This is a genomic window from Saccharophagus sp. K07 (genome assembly GCF_014336955.1).
Taxonomy (GTDB): domain Bacteria; phylum Pseudomonadota; class Gammaproteobacteria; order Pseudomonadales; family Cellvibrionaceae; genus UBA5868.
This window is the reverse complement of the sequence record NZ_QRAI01000002.1, coordinates 348,138-363,400: the sequence shown is the minus strand read 5'-3', so window position 1 is coordinate 363,400 and position 15,263 is coordinate 348,138. Positions and strand designations below refer to the sequence as shown.

Here is a 15,263-nt window from a genome sequence, read left to right as displayed (position 1 = left end):
AACGGAGCCGTTTGGTCGAACTGCAATGCGCGACTATACCCCAAGCAGGCAATTGGAGCACAGATATCACTGATCCGGTTTGTCTTTGCTGCGGCGCTCGTTTTTCATCACGATTCCCAGGGCAATGCCAATGCCCATTCCCATGCCTATTCCGACACCCATATCGTCCATCGCCGCGCCTATAGCCGCGCCAATCGCCAAGCCCATAACAATGCCCATCACAAAGCCGCCGTTAGGCTTGGATTTATCACTCTTATTGTCAGGACTTGTCATATCCACCCCTCTGTTATGCATCTAATTAGGCACAAGCTCCCATCAAGCTGTATATAAATACAGATTTCCCCTACACTTCAGCTTTTGCACACCTGCTTCGCCCCATGTCCCAAACCAACGTCACACTGCCGCCGGACTACTATCTGCGCAACTTTGTCAGCCTGCTGGATGCGGTGGTTACGCAGTATGACGATCTGCTGTCGCCGGAGGAAACGGCGTTCTATCAAACCTTTCGCCAGTTGACCCCGGATGCGCAGAAGCTGTATGTGCGCTTGCTGACCCGCAAAGGCGAGATCTTCCGCGCGACCAAACTGCGTTATAAGGAAATCACCGACACAAAGCGGGCCGCACAGGAGCTAGAGAGCTGCGGCCTGATTGCGATTGATCCGGATGTGCCATTGGCAGAGGCCATTGCCCTGTGGAGCAAACCGGAGTGGCTGGAGATGATGGAAAGGCTCGGCGTGTCGGCCAAACCTTTCGCCAAACTGGCGCGGGCGGAGCTGGATGCTGCGTTGATCGGCGTGTTAAGCAGCGGGGACGATGAGCCGTGGATCAGCGGCGAACTGTTGCTCACTATTACCGGTGAGTCGATTTATCAGCTGCAGGATCCGCAAGTCTTTGATGTGCTCAAGCTGCTGTTCTTCGGCAACCTCAACCAAGATCTCACCGACTTTGTCCTGCGCGATCTGGGTACTTACCGCTACGAAAACTACCGGCTCGACCGGGAAACCCGCCTGTTCCGCAGCCGCGCGCAGATCGAAGCCCATTTGACCAGCTATGAGTTGCTCAGCGAGCTGGATGATGTGCTGAGCGAGGACCGCGACGCTCTATTGGAATTTGCCCAACGCGTATCGGTCGTACCCGCCGACGATCCGGTTCTCCTACGGCGGCTGCAGAAAATCAAACTGGCAGTGGCGCGGCAGCTGGAGCGGTTGGAGCATCTGGACGATGCCTTGAACCTGTACCAGCACCTCACTCTGCCCGATGCGCGCGAGCGCCATATTCGGGTGCTGGCCAAAATCGGCCGCGAGCAGGAGGCTCTGCAGTTGTGTGCGCAGTTGCTGAAGGAGAATCGCGAACATCCCTTCCCTCTGCGCTTCGGTGCCAAACTGGCGCGCCGCGCCGGTGGCGACTGGCCAGCGCGGCCGACCTACAAACCTATCAGCCAGTGTGTAGAACTGCCATTTACCGGCGAATCCGTTGAGTTTGCAGTCGTTCAGCATTTGTCTGCCGATGGCCATTGCCACTACGTGGAAAACGCGCTGTTCAACAGTCTGTTTGGCCTGCATTACTGGGACGCTTTGTTTGCCCCCGTGCCCGGCGCTTTCAGCCATCCGTTCCAGCACGCACCACACGATTTGTATCTGCCGGAATTCGCCACGACGCGGGCCGAACTATTGGCCGAATTGGCAGATCGCCTGCACGAGGCGACGGTTTACCAAGAGCGCTGGCGCGACCGGTTTGGCTGTATCAACCCGTTTGTGTATTGGGCGGCGCTGGACGAGGAGCTGATCGCCAGGGCATTGGAGCGCATACCCTCTGAGCACTGGATAGCGGTGTTCCGCCGCTTCTGGCGCGATCTGAAAAACAACTGCTCCGGCTTGCCCGACCTGATTCACTTCCCGGCGTCCGGCGGCTACGAGCTGATAGAAGTCAAAGGGCCGGGCGACCGCCTGCAGGAAAACCAGATCGCCTGGATGACCTACTTCGCCGAGCAGGGTATTCCGCACCGGGTGATCCAGGTGACTTGGTGCGAACAAGAAGCCCTGCGCGAGCACAAGGCTAGGAACAATGACAGCCAACTCGCCTGAGCCGCGCCTTATCTCCCTCAGTGTTACGGATCTGGTGGAGTTCAGCGCGCGCAGCGGCGATCTCCACCCGGAAAACACCGGTGGCCCGAGCGCGCTCGAAGGGGTGCTGGCACATCAACGCATCCAACGAGCGCGCGGTTCCGAGTGGCAGCGCGAGCTGAGTTTGAAATACCGCTGGCAACTCGACGACTGGGAAATTCATCTGCAAGGGCGGTTGGATTTGCTGAGCGACACAGGAGCGTCCGTCGCCATCGAAGAAATCAAAACCACGCTCTTTCCACCCCCACAATTGCCGCCGGGGAAAATTGCACTTTTCTGGGCCCAGGCACAGGTCTATGCGGCGCTCTACCACTTGCTTCATCGCTCGGAATCGCCGGAATACGATCTGCGCGTCGGCCTGACTTTGGTAAATCTGCGGGACGAGCAGCAGGAAATCCTCTGGCAAACCCTCACTCCGCAGGAAGCCGTGGCTGAGACCGAGCGCCTGCTGCGCGTTTATCTCGATTGGTATCGGCAGGTGCAGGAGCGCCTGACGCTTATCCGCATTCAGGCGAAAAAACTTGCGTTTCCCTTTCCCCAATACCGCCCCGGCCAATACGAACTGGCGGCGGATATTTACCGGGTAATGCGCCAGGGCGGTGCGCTGCTGGCGGAGGCGCCCACCGGTACCGGCAAAACCCTGACGAGTCTATTCCCTGCCTGCAAAGCGCTCGGCGAAGGGCTCACTAATCAGGTGCTCTATCTCACCGGTAAAACCACCCATCAACAGCAGGTGGAAAATACGCTGGTGCAACTGCGCGAGCAGAAATTTGCACTGGACTGCCTGACCCTGTGCGCGCGCGACAAACTCTGCCCCTGCCGCACAGGCACAAACGACGTCAGCCAACCCGACGGCACCTGCAGCTACACCATAGGTTTTTGGGACCGTTTGCCGGAGGCGCGCAATGAGTGTTTGCGCGCGCGCACGCTCAACCAAACGACTCTGACGGCCATAGGCCAGCGCCACCGCGTCTGCCCGTTTGCCCTGGGCTTGCATCTCGTCCCCTGGTCCACCCTGGTGGTGGGCGACTACAACTATTTTTTCGATCCGCTGGTGCGCCTCAACGCATTTGAGCGCGGCGGCAATAAACGCGTATTGCTGATCGATGAACTGCACAATCTGCCGGAGCGCGCACGCGCCATGTATGCCGCGCAATTGAGCTCCGCCGATATGCGCGCACTGGCAAACGAGCGCGGCGCGGAAGTCAAACGCATCTGCCGCAGAATTTTGCGCAAATGGAAAACGCTCGCAAATGCCGAACAATTGCCAGAATTGATTGAACAACTGGAGGAATTAAACGCGGCGATTGCGACGGAAACGAGCGAAATTCCCGCGCAAAACGCTTTGTTAAATGAAGTGAGCGAAAAAGATATTGGGCGGGAAATTTATAAATTCTGTGTGATTTACCGCTCGTATATTGAAGACAAAGAATTGAGCGCAGGCCATCGCTGTGTAGTGCAAAATACGGGAAATGATTTGCGCATTCAATTAATCTGCCTCGACCCAGCACCCGCACTCGCTCAGTGTTACAGCGAACAAAAAGCTATTATTGGTTTTTCCGCCACTCTAACGCCGTTGCCTTTTTATCGGCAAATGGCGGGGCTGCCGCCTGAAACCCATTTACGGCAATTACCCTATCCTTTTCCAGCGGAAAATTTATTGACCCTGCGCTGCGATTATTTGGATACCCGCTGGCAGGCGCGCGAGCGCAGTCGAAATGCACTCGTCGACATGCTGTTACATGTCGTCCGCGCAAAACCGGGAAAATATCTGGTCTTTTTTCCTTCTTATGAATATCTCACTTCCGTATACGAGCATTTTTGCGAGCAGTACGCAGACATCCGCACAGTGCGGCAAAATGCAGGCAGCGCGGCAAACGAGCAGGCGGAATTTCTGCGCGTGTTTTTTGGCGATGCGGAACCCGCTTTGGGATTTGCCATTCTCGGCGGCTTATTTGCCGAAGGCGTGGATTACACCGGCGATGCATTACACGGCGCCATTATCGTAGGCACCGCAATGCCGCAGCCAGGAGCGGAACAAAATCTGATGGCGGATTATTTCACCGGCAAAGGACTCAACCCTTACGAATACGTCTACCAATTTCCGGGTTTTACCCGCGTGTTACAGACGGCAGGACGCGTTATTCGCTCGGAGCGTGATAAGGGTGTAGTGATTCTGGTGGACCCGCGTTTTAACCGCAGGGACTTTCGCAATTTGATGCCGGCGCACTGGCAGCCCAAAGGCTGCCGCACGCCAGAAGAATTGAAAAATGCATTGCGGGAATTTTGGAGCCAGGCTCAATCCACGTGACAGCGGCGCATCAATTCCTTCAAATGTAACGTCACTTCCCGAATACTCTCTTTCACTTCGTACAGCAGATCGTCAAATTGACGACCGACATTGCGCCCTTGCACATCCTCCAACAAGGCGGACAAGCGCTCTTCCGTCTGCAGGCGCTGCTGCAAAACCGCTTGCTGACTTTTTTCCCCGGAAAAAATAGCGGAAATGCGCTGCAGAAGCTTTTCGGTAGCTTCCGCATCCGGGTCCGGTGCGGATGGCATATCGTCGAGCGCGCGGATGGCGCGCGCCAAATCTGCGCTCACCATTTCGCGGCGCTCCGCGAGTTGCAGTAATTCGTGCTCAGTATTGGCGTCGTCGAGGAAACTGGCGGCATCGCGCAGTAAATCGGCGCTTTTCTGAATCGCTACCAACAGATCATTTAAGGCGACCTGCTCATCGGTGCGGATAAACGTCATGCGACTGTTTTCTCCCAATGGTTGGGTTCGGGTGGGTTTTGCGCAGCATCGGGTTGCGCGGACCCTTCCAGATTAGCCTGAGATTCCAGCGCCGGCCCCTCTTCCGCAACAAAAAGTTCCAAAGCGCCTGGAACAACTTCGAAAACGGCAGGCGTATAACCGGCCGGTTCGCCATCGGCGTGAATTTCCCGCGGGCGGGTAGTGGTGATGCGAATTTGTTTGCCTATAGCTGTAAAGGTTCGCTTAACCAAACGCTGCTTGCCGCCACGCAGTAGTGGCGCGAGTGTCAATAATTCCCATGCGGACTGCGGTTTAAGGCTGTAGAGATACAGTTCACCACTGTCGATACGCGCGCGTTCGTCCACCACGTTGCCACCGCCATAAAAGCGGCCGTTGCCCACCGCCACGTGAATGCTGCGCATCCGGTAATTGTGGTCATCCACCTGCAAATACAAGCGGAACGTCTGCTTGCGCGACAGCGCGCGAAAAAATGCGTGCAGATAACTGAACACGCCCCATTTCTTTTTGATTTCGGGCGTCAATTCGTAAGTGATATGGACGCCCAGGCCAATATGCGCCACGTTGAAAAAGAACTGGCCATTGACCATGCCGAGATCAATGCGGCGTTTGCGATTGCCGGCAATAATCCTACAGGCGTCTTCAACGTTCGGCGGAATGCCGACTGAGCGCGCCAGATCGTTGGCTGTACCCAAGGGCAAAATCGCCAGGGGTTTGCCCGCTTTATAAATCGCCTCGGCCGCCGCGCTGATAGTGCCGTCACCACCGCCAACAATAAAAAAGTCCACCTGATTGCGATATTCCGCTATCAATTCGACGAGGTGCTCGCGGCTTTCCGGATCGCGGCGGATCAGTTCGACCCCCGCCTGTTCAAGTATGGCGAGGCCGTCCTGCAAATTTTCATCTCTGCCACGCCGGCTGGAGGGGTTGACCAACAACAATGCCTTGCTCGGCAATGACGCTTGCACTGTTTCTTCCGGAGAGTTCCGCAGGTGGATTCCCGGAAAGTGAATCTTGGAATTATCTGGACCCATATTTTCTGCTCTCTCTGGACGCAGCCGCAGCATGCTCAACTGCAGCCCCCTCTTCCTCGACAATTTTGGACACCGAGAGAATTCCGCGGGCGAATAGCAAAGTCAGCAGAGCGCAGCCTGTTCCCGCCGCCCAGCCGCCCAGCACATCCGTCGGCCAGTGCACACCGAGATAAACCCGGCTGATGCCGACCAGCAGCGGAATCAGCACCGCAAAGGACAAGATAAACCACTGGATTCGCCGACGCCGCTGAAAACGTGCCCACAACCCGCCCAAGGTGAGATAGGTCGCCGCCGAATGCATGGAATGACCGCTGGGAAAACTGGCGGTATAGACGTGCTGTCCGTGGGGTACCAAATCCGGCCGCGCCCGGTCGATAACGTGTTTGAGACCGGAACTGAGCAGCAGCGCAATCAAGGTTGCCACCACTATGATCGCCGCAAGGGCTTTTTTTCCGCCCATACAGAGATAACCGGCAAGCGCCGCTGTCAGCAAGGTGAGAAATGGAAATCCGCCGAGCGCGGTGAAATCCCGGGCCATTTCCTGCACCCAGCGCGGCCCCCAGGGATTCTGGATATTGTCGGGATCGCGCATGGCCAGTAGCAGGGTGCGATCGAAGACTTCGGTCGCACCGGATTTAACAAATCCAAGAATTACCACGAAGCCGAAAACCGCACCGACCAATGCAAATATTACAAACATTACGGACAGCTCCAGTCCTCGGAGCCGTTGCAACAATGGGTGCGGGGAGGAGGTCGATTTCATGGTTATGGCTGAGATTCCTGATTTTGGGCGGGTTCGCTGGCCTCGGGTTCACCGCCATCTGCCGTTACTTCCGGTGAAACCGGCACGTCGCCCGTGCCGTTTCCTTTGCTCGATTCATGCCATTCGTCGAGCGTCAGCACGGCTGGGCTTTCATATATCCGCAACAAATGTTCTTTTGGCACATTCTTCGGACCGAGCTTGCCGCGGTTCTGGTCCGTCCAGGTTACGAAATAGCTGAACCAGACGCCATCCAGATGCATTTCCTCTACATAGGGAATACCGCCGAATTCGGTGAGGGCGATCATCTTTCGCCCATTGTGACGACGCAGCAGGTCGTTCCAATTTTCCAGCAGAGTCTCACTGCGATCCTCCGGATAGGCATCAACACCGACAATGTCGACCACATCGTCGCCGGGGTACCAGTCAGGATCTTCATTGGTCAGCACCCAAATCAGATTATTGAGTTCGTGGGTATCGGTAAAACGCACGAACATCAGACGCCACAATTCCTTGAACGCCTCCGGCCCCTTTGCTCCCCACCAGAACCAGCCGCCTTCGGCGGAGTGCAGCGGGCGCCATAACACGGGAATACGCTCATCGGCCAGGCGCTTCAGTTCCACCGCAATCGCGTCCATATCGCGCAGCAGCGCTCGGTATTCCGCGCTTTGTGTATTGCGCAGGGCGTAGCGCAGATTGAATTCGCTACCGTTGGTGTAATAGGCCCGCCACCAGGGCTCGCGATCGTCATTCAACAGGTGCATAGGGGCATTCCAATGCCAGTTCAGGGTGAGCACCATGTTTTGCTTTTTTGCCATCTGGATCGCATCCTCGATCAAGTTGCCCGGATCAGCACCGAACTGGCGGCGCGAGGGCGAGTAGTCGATCAAATCCAAACCAACTATCACCGGGCGACGGTCGCTGACGGAAGCTATGTAATCCACCGCCACATAACGCCCCTGTTCCTGATATTCCGCCTGCCCTGCCACTGTGTACTTGCCGTAGTTTTCACTCAATTTGGTAAACAGCTCCCGCGCCTCGGAAATCAACGCGGGATTCGCCGGGATGGGGGCGACGGCGCGCATCTGCGGCACAGGTTCCTCCCCGCGCGAACAAGCCAACATGAAAATCAGGAATGAACACCAGAGGGTGCAGCGAAGTGGACGGAAAAAAAACGGCATGAATTCGTATTATCCAATGGTTCTTATCGTGCAAAGGTTCTTATCGCGCAATCGTTCTTATTCATTGACTTGATCGCTAAACCTACCGGATCGCTCCGGTTCGGCCAAAACAGGCAGTTTAAAGCCTGACGCAATCCCTTGCTACTGCAAAGCCGACGACAGGAAAGCCAAGGCGAGGAAAGGCGGCGCGTCCACTTTTTAAAATTTGGTTTTTGCATAAGCAAGCGGCGCACTAAATTCGTTACGAAATCAAAAAATAATTGACATGAACGAATAGGCGCCAATAAACGAATTAACACGGAAAACCGCTGAATGTATCGATATTTATCGCGGCCAGTTTGTTATCTTTTCAAAGTCATCACAAAAAATATGGCTCAGTTATTTTTTTGAGATGGCTCCATTGTCATCACAAGGGGAGATAACAAAATGAAAAATAAGATATTAGTCAGTTTTATTTTGGCATTTTCATTACAAGCTCATCAAAGCGCAGCACAAGTGCCAACAAGTTATAGCCCGGTAGTTGATAAAGAACCTTTTGAAGCCGTCAAGAAACGCCTCAGCCAACAAAAACCGCAAGCCGAGGAGCGTTTTCGCAAATTGCTCAATGAACGCTACGATCTTGCCGATCGCCCAATACCCAATATCAATATGACACGGGGAAAAAAAATTCAGGGCGGTGTGCGCGTTAAATTGCCGCGCAATGTTACCTGGGATCAATTGGCCAATATGGCGCCAGATGAAATCAAGCAGAAAAACCTGTGGCCTGCTGGGTTTTACCCTCTGCCTCATGAATTGCACCAGGAAGGCGGCATGCTGTTTCCGCAATTTCATATTGATCGGATGCGGCAACAGGAAAAACGCGATCTCGCCCGCTTTGATATTTCCTATCAGCTGCCAGACCACTTTCTGCCGGAATATCCACCCGCAATTTTTCTGACGACTCGCCCGGATCTTGGCGATGTCTCCAAAGGTCAGGTGGTGACCAACGATAATTTTTATGAATTATTCAACGGAATTTTGAATCCGAAACAATTGGAGGGTTTGCGTCTTTTGGTGCGGCCGACCATGCAGCAACAATTTAATGCCACTGCCGATCGCCGCTCTGAACGACCGAGTCTGGGTGTGACCTGCTTCGACTGTCACGTCAACGGCCACACCAACGCCGCCACTCACTTGGTGGGGGATATAAGACCGCAAGAAAATCGCCGCCGTATCGACACACCATCACTTCGCGGTGTCAATATTCAACGGCTGTTTGGCTCGCAACGCGCACTGAAAACCATTGAGGATTTTAGTGAGTTTGAACAACGCGCAGCCTATTTCGATGGCGACCCCGTTATAGCTGCCAAAAAAGGTGTAACCATTCTAGAGCGCGGCAGCGAAGTGCATACCATGTCGGAATTCCAGGCGCTTTTGGATTTTCCCCCAGCCCCAAAACTGGATGTATTTGGTCGCCTGGATCCCGCCAAAGCCAGCGACGCGGAATTGCGTGGCGAACAGTTATTCCACGGTAAAGCGCGATGCGCTACTTGCCATATACCGCCCTATTACACCGACAACTTAATGCACGATTTACAAGCCCATCGTTTTTATCAACCGCGCAATATTTTGGGACGCCTGACCGTTCCCGAAGGCCCAATTAAAACCTTCCCCCTGCGCGGCATAAAAGAATCCGGTCCCTATCTACACGACGGGCGATTGCTGACGCTTGCCGATGCAGTGGAATTTTTTAATTTGGTATTAGGGACGAAATTAACGGAAGCGGAGAAAGCGGATGTAGTGGCATTTTTGTTGGCGTTGTGATGATTTAGTGGAAGGTTGGGAGGGGGTTCCCGTCCTCATCCCAACCCTCTCCCCGAGGGAGAGGGAGTTGTGAGGATCGCGCTCCAACATTCGCGCAGGAAAAATTTAGACGAGGACTCTATCGTCCCCTCTCCCTCCGAGAGAGGGTTAGGGCGAGGCAAAATTCCGCGCAGCCAAATTTAAAGACAATAAAATCATTACCTACGTACAACTAAATCAAGCAATCGCCGTCGCCCCACCCGCTTCCATCACTTCATCCAGCGACTTCACCCAAACCCCGACCTGCAACTGCGCGCCCGGCGGGCCTATATAGGAACCTGAGACGGGTGGCACTCCGGCGGGATTATGGGATACAGCCACGGGAATATGGTCAGCGCCAACAACACAACCGGAGGTAGGATCAAAACCTTTCCAACCTGCGCCGGGCAGATAAACTTCTGCCCATGCGTGGGTTGCACCGGGAATTTCGCTCGGCCCGATGGTATTTAAATAACCGCTGACAAAACGCGCCGCCAAGCCACAGCGGCGCGCGGTAAGAATAAACAGATTGGCAAAATCGCGGCAGGAGCCAGTGCCAAACTCCAGCGTTTGATCTGGTGTTTGAATACCCTCTTCCTCGCGAATACGATATTCAAAACTGGTGTTGATTTTCTCCATCAAGCGTTGCAGAAATTCGAAAGTCTGCAATTTTTCACTGCCTGGGGTTACCGAACGAATCCAGCTATTAAAGCGCTTGCACACAGTGCCTTTGGGCAGCATCAAATACGGGCGCAAAAACAGGTGGTTTTCTTCGCTATAGGAAAATGGATAGTTCACCGCGTATTCATCCAAAATAAAATCCAGCGGCGCTTCATTGAAATGTTGGATATCCACTTCGCTGTAAATTTCCAGACGGTCACTCTGTTCGGAAAATTCTGCTATAGCGATGGAGTTGTCTTCCACGTCACGCACCCATCGCAATACTGCCACAGGTTCGATACGGAGAATCGACGCTTCAATGCGTAACTCGTGGCTGTCGCGCGGGCGGAGCATCAGAGCATGTGGATTTAAAGTTACAGGGGTCGCAAAGGTATATACTGTTCTATGAATAATTTTGTAACGCTTCATTGCCAATCAATCCGGACTTCCTTGATGTGAAGTCATAAAAATTAAAAAATAGCGTCCATGCATATTGGAGGATTTCCCTACATCACCCAAAAAATCTTTAATGATCATCGATGATCAAATTTTAGAAGGTAAACTTGGCACCAATCTTAATAGTATCGATATCCGTATCGGAGCTGCTTACCTGCACAGGCCAGTTGTCGTCATTCACTTCGACTTTATAACGATTGTACTCAAGCGACACATCCAGCGGACGAGCGATGGTAAAGCTGCCCCCCAAACCATAGAAGATTTGTTCATCATCAAAATCATCGCGGAAGCCAGCCACGTCCACATCTACGGTGGAAAAGAACTGCCCTGCTTTAGCGTATACCGTAAAGCTATTCGTCAATGGCAGAAAACCCACGACTGCGGCCCCCCAACCATCGACTTCCGCTGAAGCCAAATCACCGCCGTATTCGCCAAAATTGGCGTAATTGGCTTCTATCCCAATAAAATTGTTAAAGCGGTAACCGGCGAGAAATTCGAAGAAATCATTTTCATCTTCAAATTCACCGCCGCGTGCTTTAAAGCCTCCGTAATTTGCGCCCAAATAAAGACCAGAATTACTCTGCTGAGCGTATGCGGAAGAAGCCATAGCCACGGACACACAAGCAATAGACGCCGCCAGAAACAATTTTTTTGTAATTTCGAGTTTTGTTTTGCCTCGTTTCATAGGTCGTTCCTTTTTTTATTGAGTTTGAAAGCTCAAGAGCAAAGGGTGTACCAAGTGAAAATAAGACAAAAAGAGGGACCTTCTCAGCATCGCAAAGAACATAAACCGACAAAAGAAGGTGTTAGCGGAAGACAACCCAAACCCCCAATGTTACCTGGCGGATCGCTGAGCGAGAGAACTTTGTAAGCTTTTGGAGATCGATTGCAATCTTTGCCAAAAGTTCACTAGTTGGCTGCTCTGCTGGGTATGCCTATATGTTTGTTATGCGACATAGGATTCTTAATTATTTGAGTTTCGCGATCGCCAAATTGTTGGTGAACGTCCCAACAATCATATTTCAAAACGCTTTTGCAAAACCCTCCGAACCATTCAAGCGAAGCCTGATAAAAACGGTCGCGCGGCAAGCGGCGGAAAAAATCCCGATAATCGCAGGCGCCGGCAAACAGCGGTACCATGCCCTCGCGCGAGCCTGCTGGTGCGTACACATTGTGAGGCGCAAATACCGGCAGCAGCTCGCGCTGCCGGATATTCTTCAGATGGAGATGTTTGACGTAGGGAGCAAGTACTTTCCAGCTTTCTGCGGGATCCTCACCCGCCTCCCACAAATGCAGCACATCAAAATTCAGCCCGCAGGCAGGGTGATCCACATTGCCCATCAATTCCAGTGCTGTAGGAGTGCAATCCGCGTAGGTCCCGGGATGCGTCTCAACCAATAAAGACACCTGATGTTCGGCAGCAACATCACAAAGACGACGCATTCTCCCAACCAGAGCCTGGTACTGCGTTCTGCTTAGCTGATGGCTGGCAAGTTTGCCAGCAAAGGTGCGCACCTTGAGCGCACCCCAGTGATTCGCCAGGCGACACAAACTGCGCATCCGCGTCAATGCTGCGCGCTCGTCGCCATCCATAGGTAAATAATCGCTCAGCATGGATACTCGTAGACCGTGTTCTTCATTCAGCCAAGCGGCATCCAGGTGCAGCTGATCACTGAGATGAAACGCGTGTACACCCCACAATTCAATTGCTTGAAATCCGGCTTGCGCGGCCCAGCTGGCAATATCAGGCAAAGCGATCAATTGGTGGCGAAAACTGATGGTACACAATGACAGTTCCATCATAACGCGGCCTCCTTGGAGGAATATTTATCGCCCCATTGCAGACCGTATTTTTGTTGCCAGCGACGGGCGACTTCGAGCAATCCTGCTTTAATGGAAAATTCCCGCTGATCCTGCTCATCCAATAACTGCTGCAATTGAGCGAGATCATCCAAATCCTTTTGACTCGCATATTTCATGGCGACAAATTGAACTTTGTCATAGGTTTTGACCAAACGCTCGATTTCATCGCACCAGGATTCGAAAATCGCCGGCTCCAATTGCAGGTCCCGCCAGAAAAAAGCGAACCCATGTTCATAGGCATATTTGCGAATCGCCAGCACAGGCAATTCGCGCAGCGCTTTGCCAAGATCAGTCAATCGCTTAGGATTTTCCCGATGCAGACGCACTACATCGCGCACTCGGTCGGTCATGGGGTTGTCATTAAATTTTATTGAGGAATAGAAATAAGCGAGTACGTCCGCTGGCTTGGGTGTGCGGGCCTGATGCGAGCGAAATCTATAGCCACCTGCAACCGACGGTTGCAAAATGGCATGCAATACGCGGGATTTATCCAGCTCGCCTTGCCAGCGAAAATCCGGATCCCACATCCATATTTTTTCCGGATCGTCGAGATTTTCCAGCATCACATAATGAGGAAACGGATTTTTGTTAAATTTGTTTTCCCGTTCAGGCAATTGAAACAAGTCGAGCATGACCATGATCCATTCATCCACCTGGCGATTTTGCAAAAGGCTTTTCAAATGTTCCAGATTGGCTCTTTGCGAACGTCCAGGGTCATACCAACTTTCCACCGAAATACCGTATAACTGCTCGTACCAGCGGATAAAAAATTCGTGGTCTACCTTATTGGAGTGATAACTAAGAAAACCTGCCTCATCAATAAAGATCTCGGCATCCCAAACTCCAAAATACATAGGGCGATGATCTATGCCACGTAGTTTCAAAGCATTGCACAGGCAACTGACAACGCAATGTACTTTGATATCCAGTTCTTCCTGTGACACCGTACTAACATCGGCGACCCCTTCTTGTGGAATCGAACACAGTTTTTTTACCAAAGTCGCAACATTGGAAAAATCATCCTTGTTTAAAGCAGATTCCGGCACCTGGATACCGTGCTGCATTTCCAGATCCACCAGAATCTGCACCATTTGCATGGAATCTAGCCCGAGATCCAGCAAAAAATCGGTTTCACCGGCTACATGTTTTCCATCACCTATGGCGAAGCGCTGCAACAGCACTGCAGCGATTTTGCTTTGCACATCTGCTGGCTCATAAAAATTCATACGATGGTCTCCCGCTTTTGTATTTCCGAGCTAACCAGATAAGGAGCAAGATCCATTTCCGCCAACATCCGCCGGCTGATTTTGCCATTGTTCATTCGAGGGATGCTGGTCACCCTCTGCCAAAAAGATGGCCATTGATGGCGAGCCAAATATTGCGTGCACCACGTGCGTAACTCAGGCTGCGGAATTTCCCGCGAAGCCACATAAACCGCCGCAACACGCTGGCCTACCAAATCATCGCTTTTGCGATATACCACAACCTCTTCAATTCCCGGCAAATGCGCAATACCATTTTCCACTTCCTGAGGATAAACATTGATGCCGGAGACAATAATGGTATCGTCCAAACGGCTGACAAAATGCCAATCCCCGTCTTTATCCTGAAATACCAAATCCTGTGTGTGCACGATTTTACCTTTCGCCACTACCACGAGTTCTGCCGGAGTATCCAAACTGTTTTGATCTGGATTAGTCGTGAGACATAAATGAGGCAACGGTCGGCCGATAATGTCGCCGCTGCGTGGATTTTTAGCGATAGTCGTACAACCGATTTCGGAACAGCCGTACTGCTGAAAAAAATGCCGGAATCTGGCTTTCATGGTAACGAACCAGGATTCCGGCAGCAGAGTGCCGGATGTCATCACGGCGTACGGGAAGCTCGGTTGCGGAAACATTTGGATAATGGAATGGATAAACGGTGGCGAGCTGTAGAGAATGGCATCTGCATAATTCGATAGAATGCGATGCGCATATTTTGGGTTCCAGGACGTCAGCACATGGGGCGTAGCACCTCGCGCCAGACTCGCTAAAACACCACAGATCAAGCCATAGGAATGAGTCACCGAACACACCAGAACTGGTGTTGTATCTGGCGAAAGCCCCAGCATTGCATTGTATGCGGCAATTTCTTCGTCAATTTCCGCCCAACTGCGCTCGATAATTTTGGGCGCACCTGTGGTGCCGGAGCTCATCTGAATCATCCCACTTTTGCGGCTTTTTGTGTTTTTATTGTCGGCTTGCTCAATTAGCTGCAAACCGTCAATGTTTTGCCACCACAAAGCGTCACACTTCATAGATTCCGCTTTCAGTAATGCAGTGGAAAAAGGTGTATCCGGATGCACAGGCGCAATACTGAGGCCGCGCTCTTTGCAATATAAAACCAGCGCAAGCCACTCCACCATGTTCGGCGTGCAAACGGCGATTCGCTTTGCTGAATAGGAATAAAAATCAATCGCTGAAAATTCAATGGCAACTTTTTTATGAAACTCCATTAAATCTTCGCTACAAAAATAATGATCGTCGATACGTAGCATAAATAGAATCCGCTTAGATGCGATCTCAAAAATACCTGCACCAAAATCTTG

Annotated in this window: 13 protein-coding genes; 3 read left to right on the top strand and 10 right to left on the bottom strand. The window is 52.4% G+C overall.

Annotation, left to right across the window (positions count from 1 at the left end; all coding sequences use genetic code 11):
- Nucleotides 1-66: 66 nt before the first annotated feature.
- A complete protein-coding gene (locus DWB84_RS08135) occupies nucleotides 67-273 on the bottom strand; it encodes a glycine zipper family protein (RefSeq protein WP_187409611.1) in 207 nt (68 codons plus the stop codon).
- A gap of 104 nt (nucleotides 274-377) precedes the next feature.
- On the opposite strand from DWB84_RS08135, the gene DWB84_RS08130 reads away from it, so the two are divergent.
- Nucleotides 378-2,084 (top strand): VRR-NUC domain-containing protein, encoded by a 1,707-nt coding sequence (locus tag DWB84_RS08130; protein WP_187409268.1) that lies wholly within the window; start codon nucleotides 378-380, stop codon nucleotides 2,082-2,084.
- The gene (locus DWB84_RS08125) at nucleotides 2,065-4,434 is read left to right on the top strand and encodes an ATP-dependent DNA helicase (protein WP_187409267.1); all 2,370 of its coding nucleotides are present in this window, start codon (nucleotides 2,065-2,067) and stop codon (nucleotides 4,432-4,434) included. Before DWB84_RS08130 ends, DWB84_RS08125 begins: the two co-directional genes overlap by 20 nt.
- Here the strand turns inward: DWB84_RS08125 and DWB84_RS08120 are convergent.
- From DWB84_RS08120 to DWB84_RS08105, 4 genes are all read right to left on the bottom strand, one after another.
- Nucleotides 4,422-4,880, bottom strand: coding sequence for a hypothetical protein (locus DWB84_RS08120; protein WP_187409266.1), 459 nt, complete (start codon nucleotides 4,878-4,880; stop codon nucleotides 4,422-4,424). The genes DWB84_RS08125 and DWB84_RS08120 overlap by 13 nt on opposite strands.
- Nucleotides 4,877-5,932, bottom strand: coding sequence for a lipid kinase (locus DWB84_RS08115; protein ID WP_187409265.1), 1,056 nt, complete (start codon nucleotides 5,930-5,932; stop codon nucleotides 4,877-4,879). The genes DWB84_RS08120 and DWB84_RS08115 overlap by 4 nt, the downstream gene beginning before the upstream one ends.
- The gene (locus DWB84_RS08110; RefSeq protein ID WP_222868092.1) at nucleotides 5,919-6,632 is read right to left on the bottom strand and encodes a phosphatase PAP2 family protein; all 714 of its coding nucleotides are present in this window, start codon (nucleotides 6,630-6,632) and stop codon (nucleotides 5,919-5,921) included. The genes DWB84_RS08115 and DWB84_RS08110 overlap by 14 nt, the downstream gene beginning before the upstream one ends.
- Nucleotides 6,633-6,697: 65 nt before the next feature.
- Complete coding sequence (locus DWB84_RS08105) at nucleotides 6,698-7,777, bottom strand: glycosyl hydrolase (protein ID WP_255428924.1); 1,080 nt, start codon at nucleotides 7,775-7,777, stop codon at nucleotides 6,698-6,700.
- A gap of 522 nt (nucleotides 7,778-8,299) precedes the next feature.
- On the opposite strand from DWB84_RS08105, the gene DWB84_RS08100 reads away from it, so the two are divergent.
- On the top strand, nucleotides 8,300-9,676 hold the full coding sequence (locus DWB84_RS08100; RefSeq protein WP_187409262.1) for a cytochrome B6: 1,377 nt from the start codon (nucleotides 8,300-8,302) through the stop codon (nucleotides 9,674-9,676).
- A gap of 216 nt (nucleotides 9,677-9,892) precedes the next feature.
- Here DWB84_RS08100 and DWB84_RS08095 read toward each other — a convergent pair whose 3' ends face one another.
- The 5 genes from DWB84_RS08095 to DWB84_RS08075 all read right to left on the bottom strand — a co-directional run bounded on the left by DWB84_RS08095 (nucleotide 9,893) and on the right by DWB84_RS08075 (nucleotide 15,212).
- Complete coding sequence (locus DWB84_RS08095; RefSeq protein ID WP_187409261.1) at nucleotides 9,893-10,783, bottom strand: transglutaminase family protein; 891 nt, start codon at nucleotides 10,781-10,783, stop codon at nucleotides 9,893-9,895.
- Nucleotides 10,784-10,904: 121 nt separating this feature from the next.
- Nucleotides 10,905-11,495, bottom strand: a complete 591-nt coding sequence (locus DWB84_RS08090; RefSeq protein WP_187409260.1) for a porin family protein — start codon at nucleotides 11,493-11,495, stop codon at nucleotides 10,905-10,907.
- 224 nt (nucleotides 11,496-11,719) lie between these two features.
- The gene (locus DWB84_RS08085) at nucleotides 11,720-12,613 is read right to left on the bottom strand and encodes a sugar phosphate isomerase/epimerase (protein WP_222868091.1); all 894 of its coding nucleotides are present in this window, start codon (nucleotides 12,611-12,613) and stop codon (nucleotides 11,720-11,722) included.
- Nucleotides 12,610-13,899, bottom strand: coding sequence for a DUF6005 family protein (locus tag DWB84_RS08080; protein ID WP_187409259.1), 1,290 nt, complete (start codon nucleotides 13,897-13,899; stop codon nucleotides 12,610-12,612). Before DWB84_RS08080 ends, DWB84_RS08085 begins: the two co-directional genes overlap by 4 nt.
- On the bottom strand, nucleotides 13,896-15,212 hold the full coding sequence (locus DWB84_RS08075) for an AMP-binding protein (RefSeq protein ID WP_187409258.1): 1,317 nt from the start codon (nucleotides 15,210-15,212) through the stop codon (nucleotides 13,896-13,898). The genes DWB84_RS08080 and DWB84_RS08075 overlap by 4 nt, the downstream gene beginning before the upstream one ends.
- Nucleotides 15,213-15,263 lie beyond the last annotated feature (51 nt).

Excerpts from the sequence above, each read along its gene's own strand:
- DWB84_RS08135 (WP_187409611.1), bottom strand. The coding sequence starts at position 273 with ATGACAAGTCCTGACAATAAGAGTGATAAATCCAAGCCTAACGGCGGC.
- DWB84_RS08130 (WP_187409268.1), top strand. The coding sequence starts at position 378 with ATGTCCCAAACCAACGTCACACTGCCGCCGGACTACTATCTGCGCAAC.
- DWB84_RS08125 (WP_187409267.1), top strand. The coding sequence starts at position 2,065 with ATGACAGCCAACTCGCCTGAGCCGCGCCTTATCTCCCTCAGTGTTACG.
- DWB84_RS08120 (WP_187409266.1), bottom strand. The coding sequence starts at position 4,880 with ATGACGTTTATCCGCACCGATGAGCAGGTCGCCTTAAATGATCTGTTG.
- DWB84_RS08115 (WP_187409265.1), bottom strand. The coding sequence starts at position 5,932 with ATGGGTCCAGATAATTCCAAGATTCACTTTCCGGGAATCCACCTGCGG.
- DWB84_RS08110 (WP_222868092.1), bottom strand. The coding sequence starts at position 6,632 with ATGTTTGTAATATTTGCATTGGTCGGTGCGGTTTTCGGCTTCGTGGTA.
- DWB84_RS08105 (WP_255428924.1), bottom strand. The coding sequence starts at position 7,777 with ATGCGCGCCGTCGCCCCCATCCCGGCGAATCCCGCGTTGATTTCCGAG.
- DWB84_RS08100 (WP_187409262.1), top strand. The coding sequence starts at position 8,300 with ATGAAAAATAAGATATTAGTCAGTTTTATTTTGGCATTTTCATTACAA.
- DWB84_RS08095 (WP_187409261.1), bottom strand. The coding sequence starts at position 10,783 with ATGAAGCGTTACAAAATTATTCATAGAACAGTATATACCTTTGCGACC.
- DWB84_RS08090 (WP_187409260.1), bottom strand. The coding sequence starts at position 11,495 with ATGAAACGAGGCAAAACAAAACTCGAAATTACAAAAAAATTGTTTCTG.
- DWB84_RS08085 (WP_222868091.1), bottom strand. The coding sequence starts at position 12,613 with ATGATGGAACTGTCATTGTGTACCATCAGTTTTCGCCACCAATTGATC.
- DWB84_RS08080 (WP_187409259.1), bottom strand. The coding sequence starts at position 13,899 with ATGAATTTTTATGAGCCAGCAGATGTGCAAAGCAAAATCGCTGCAGTG.
- DWB84_RS08075 (WP_187409258.1), bottom strand. The coding sequence starts at position 15,212 with ATGCTACGTATCGACGATCATTATTTTTGTAGCGAAGATTTAATGGAG.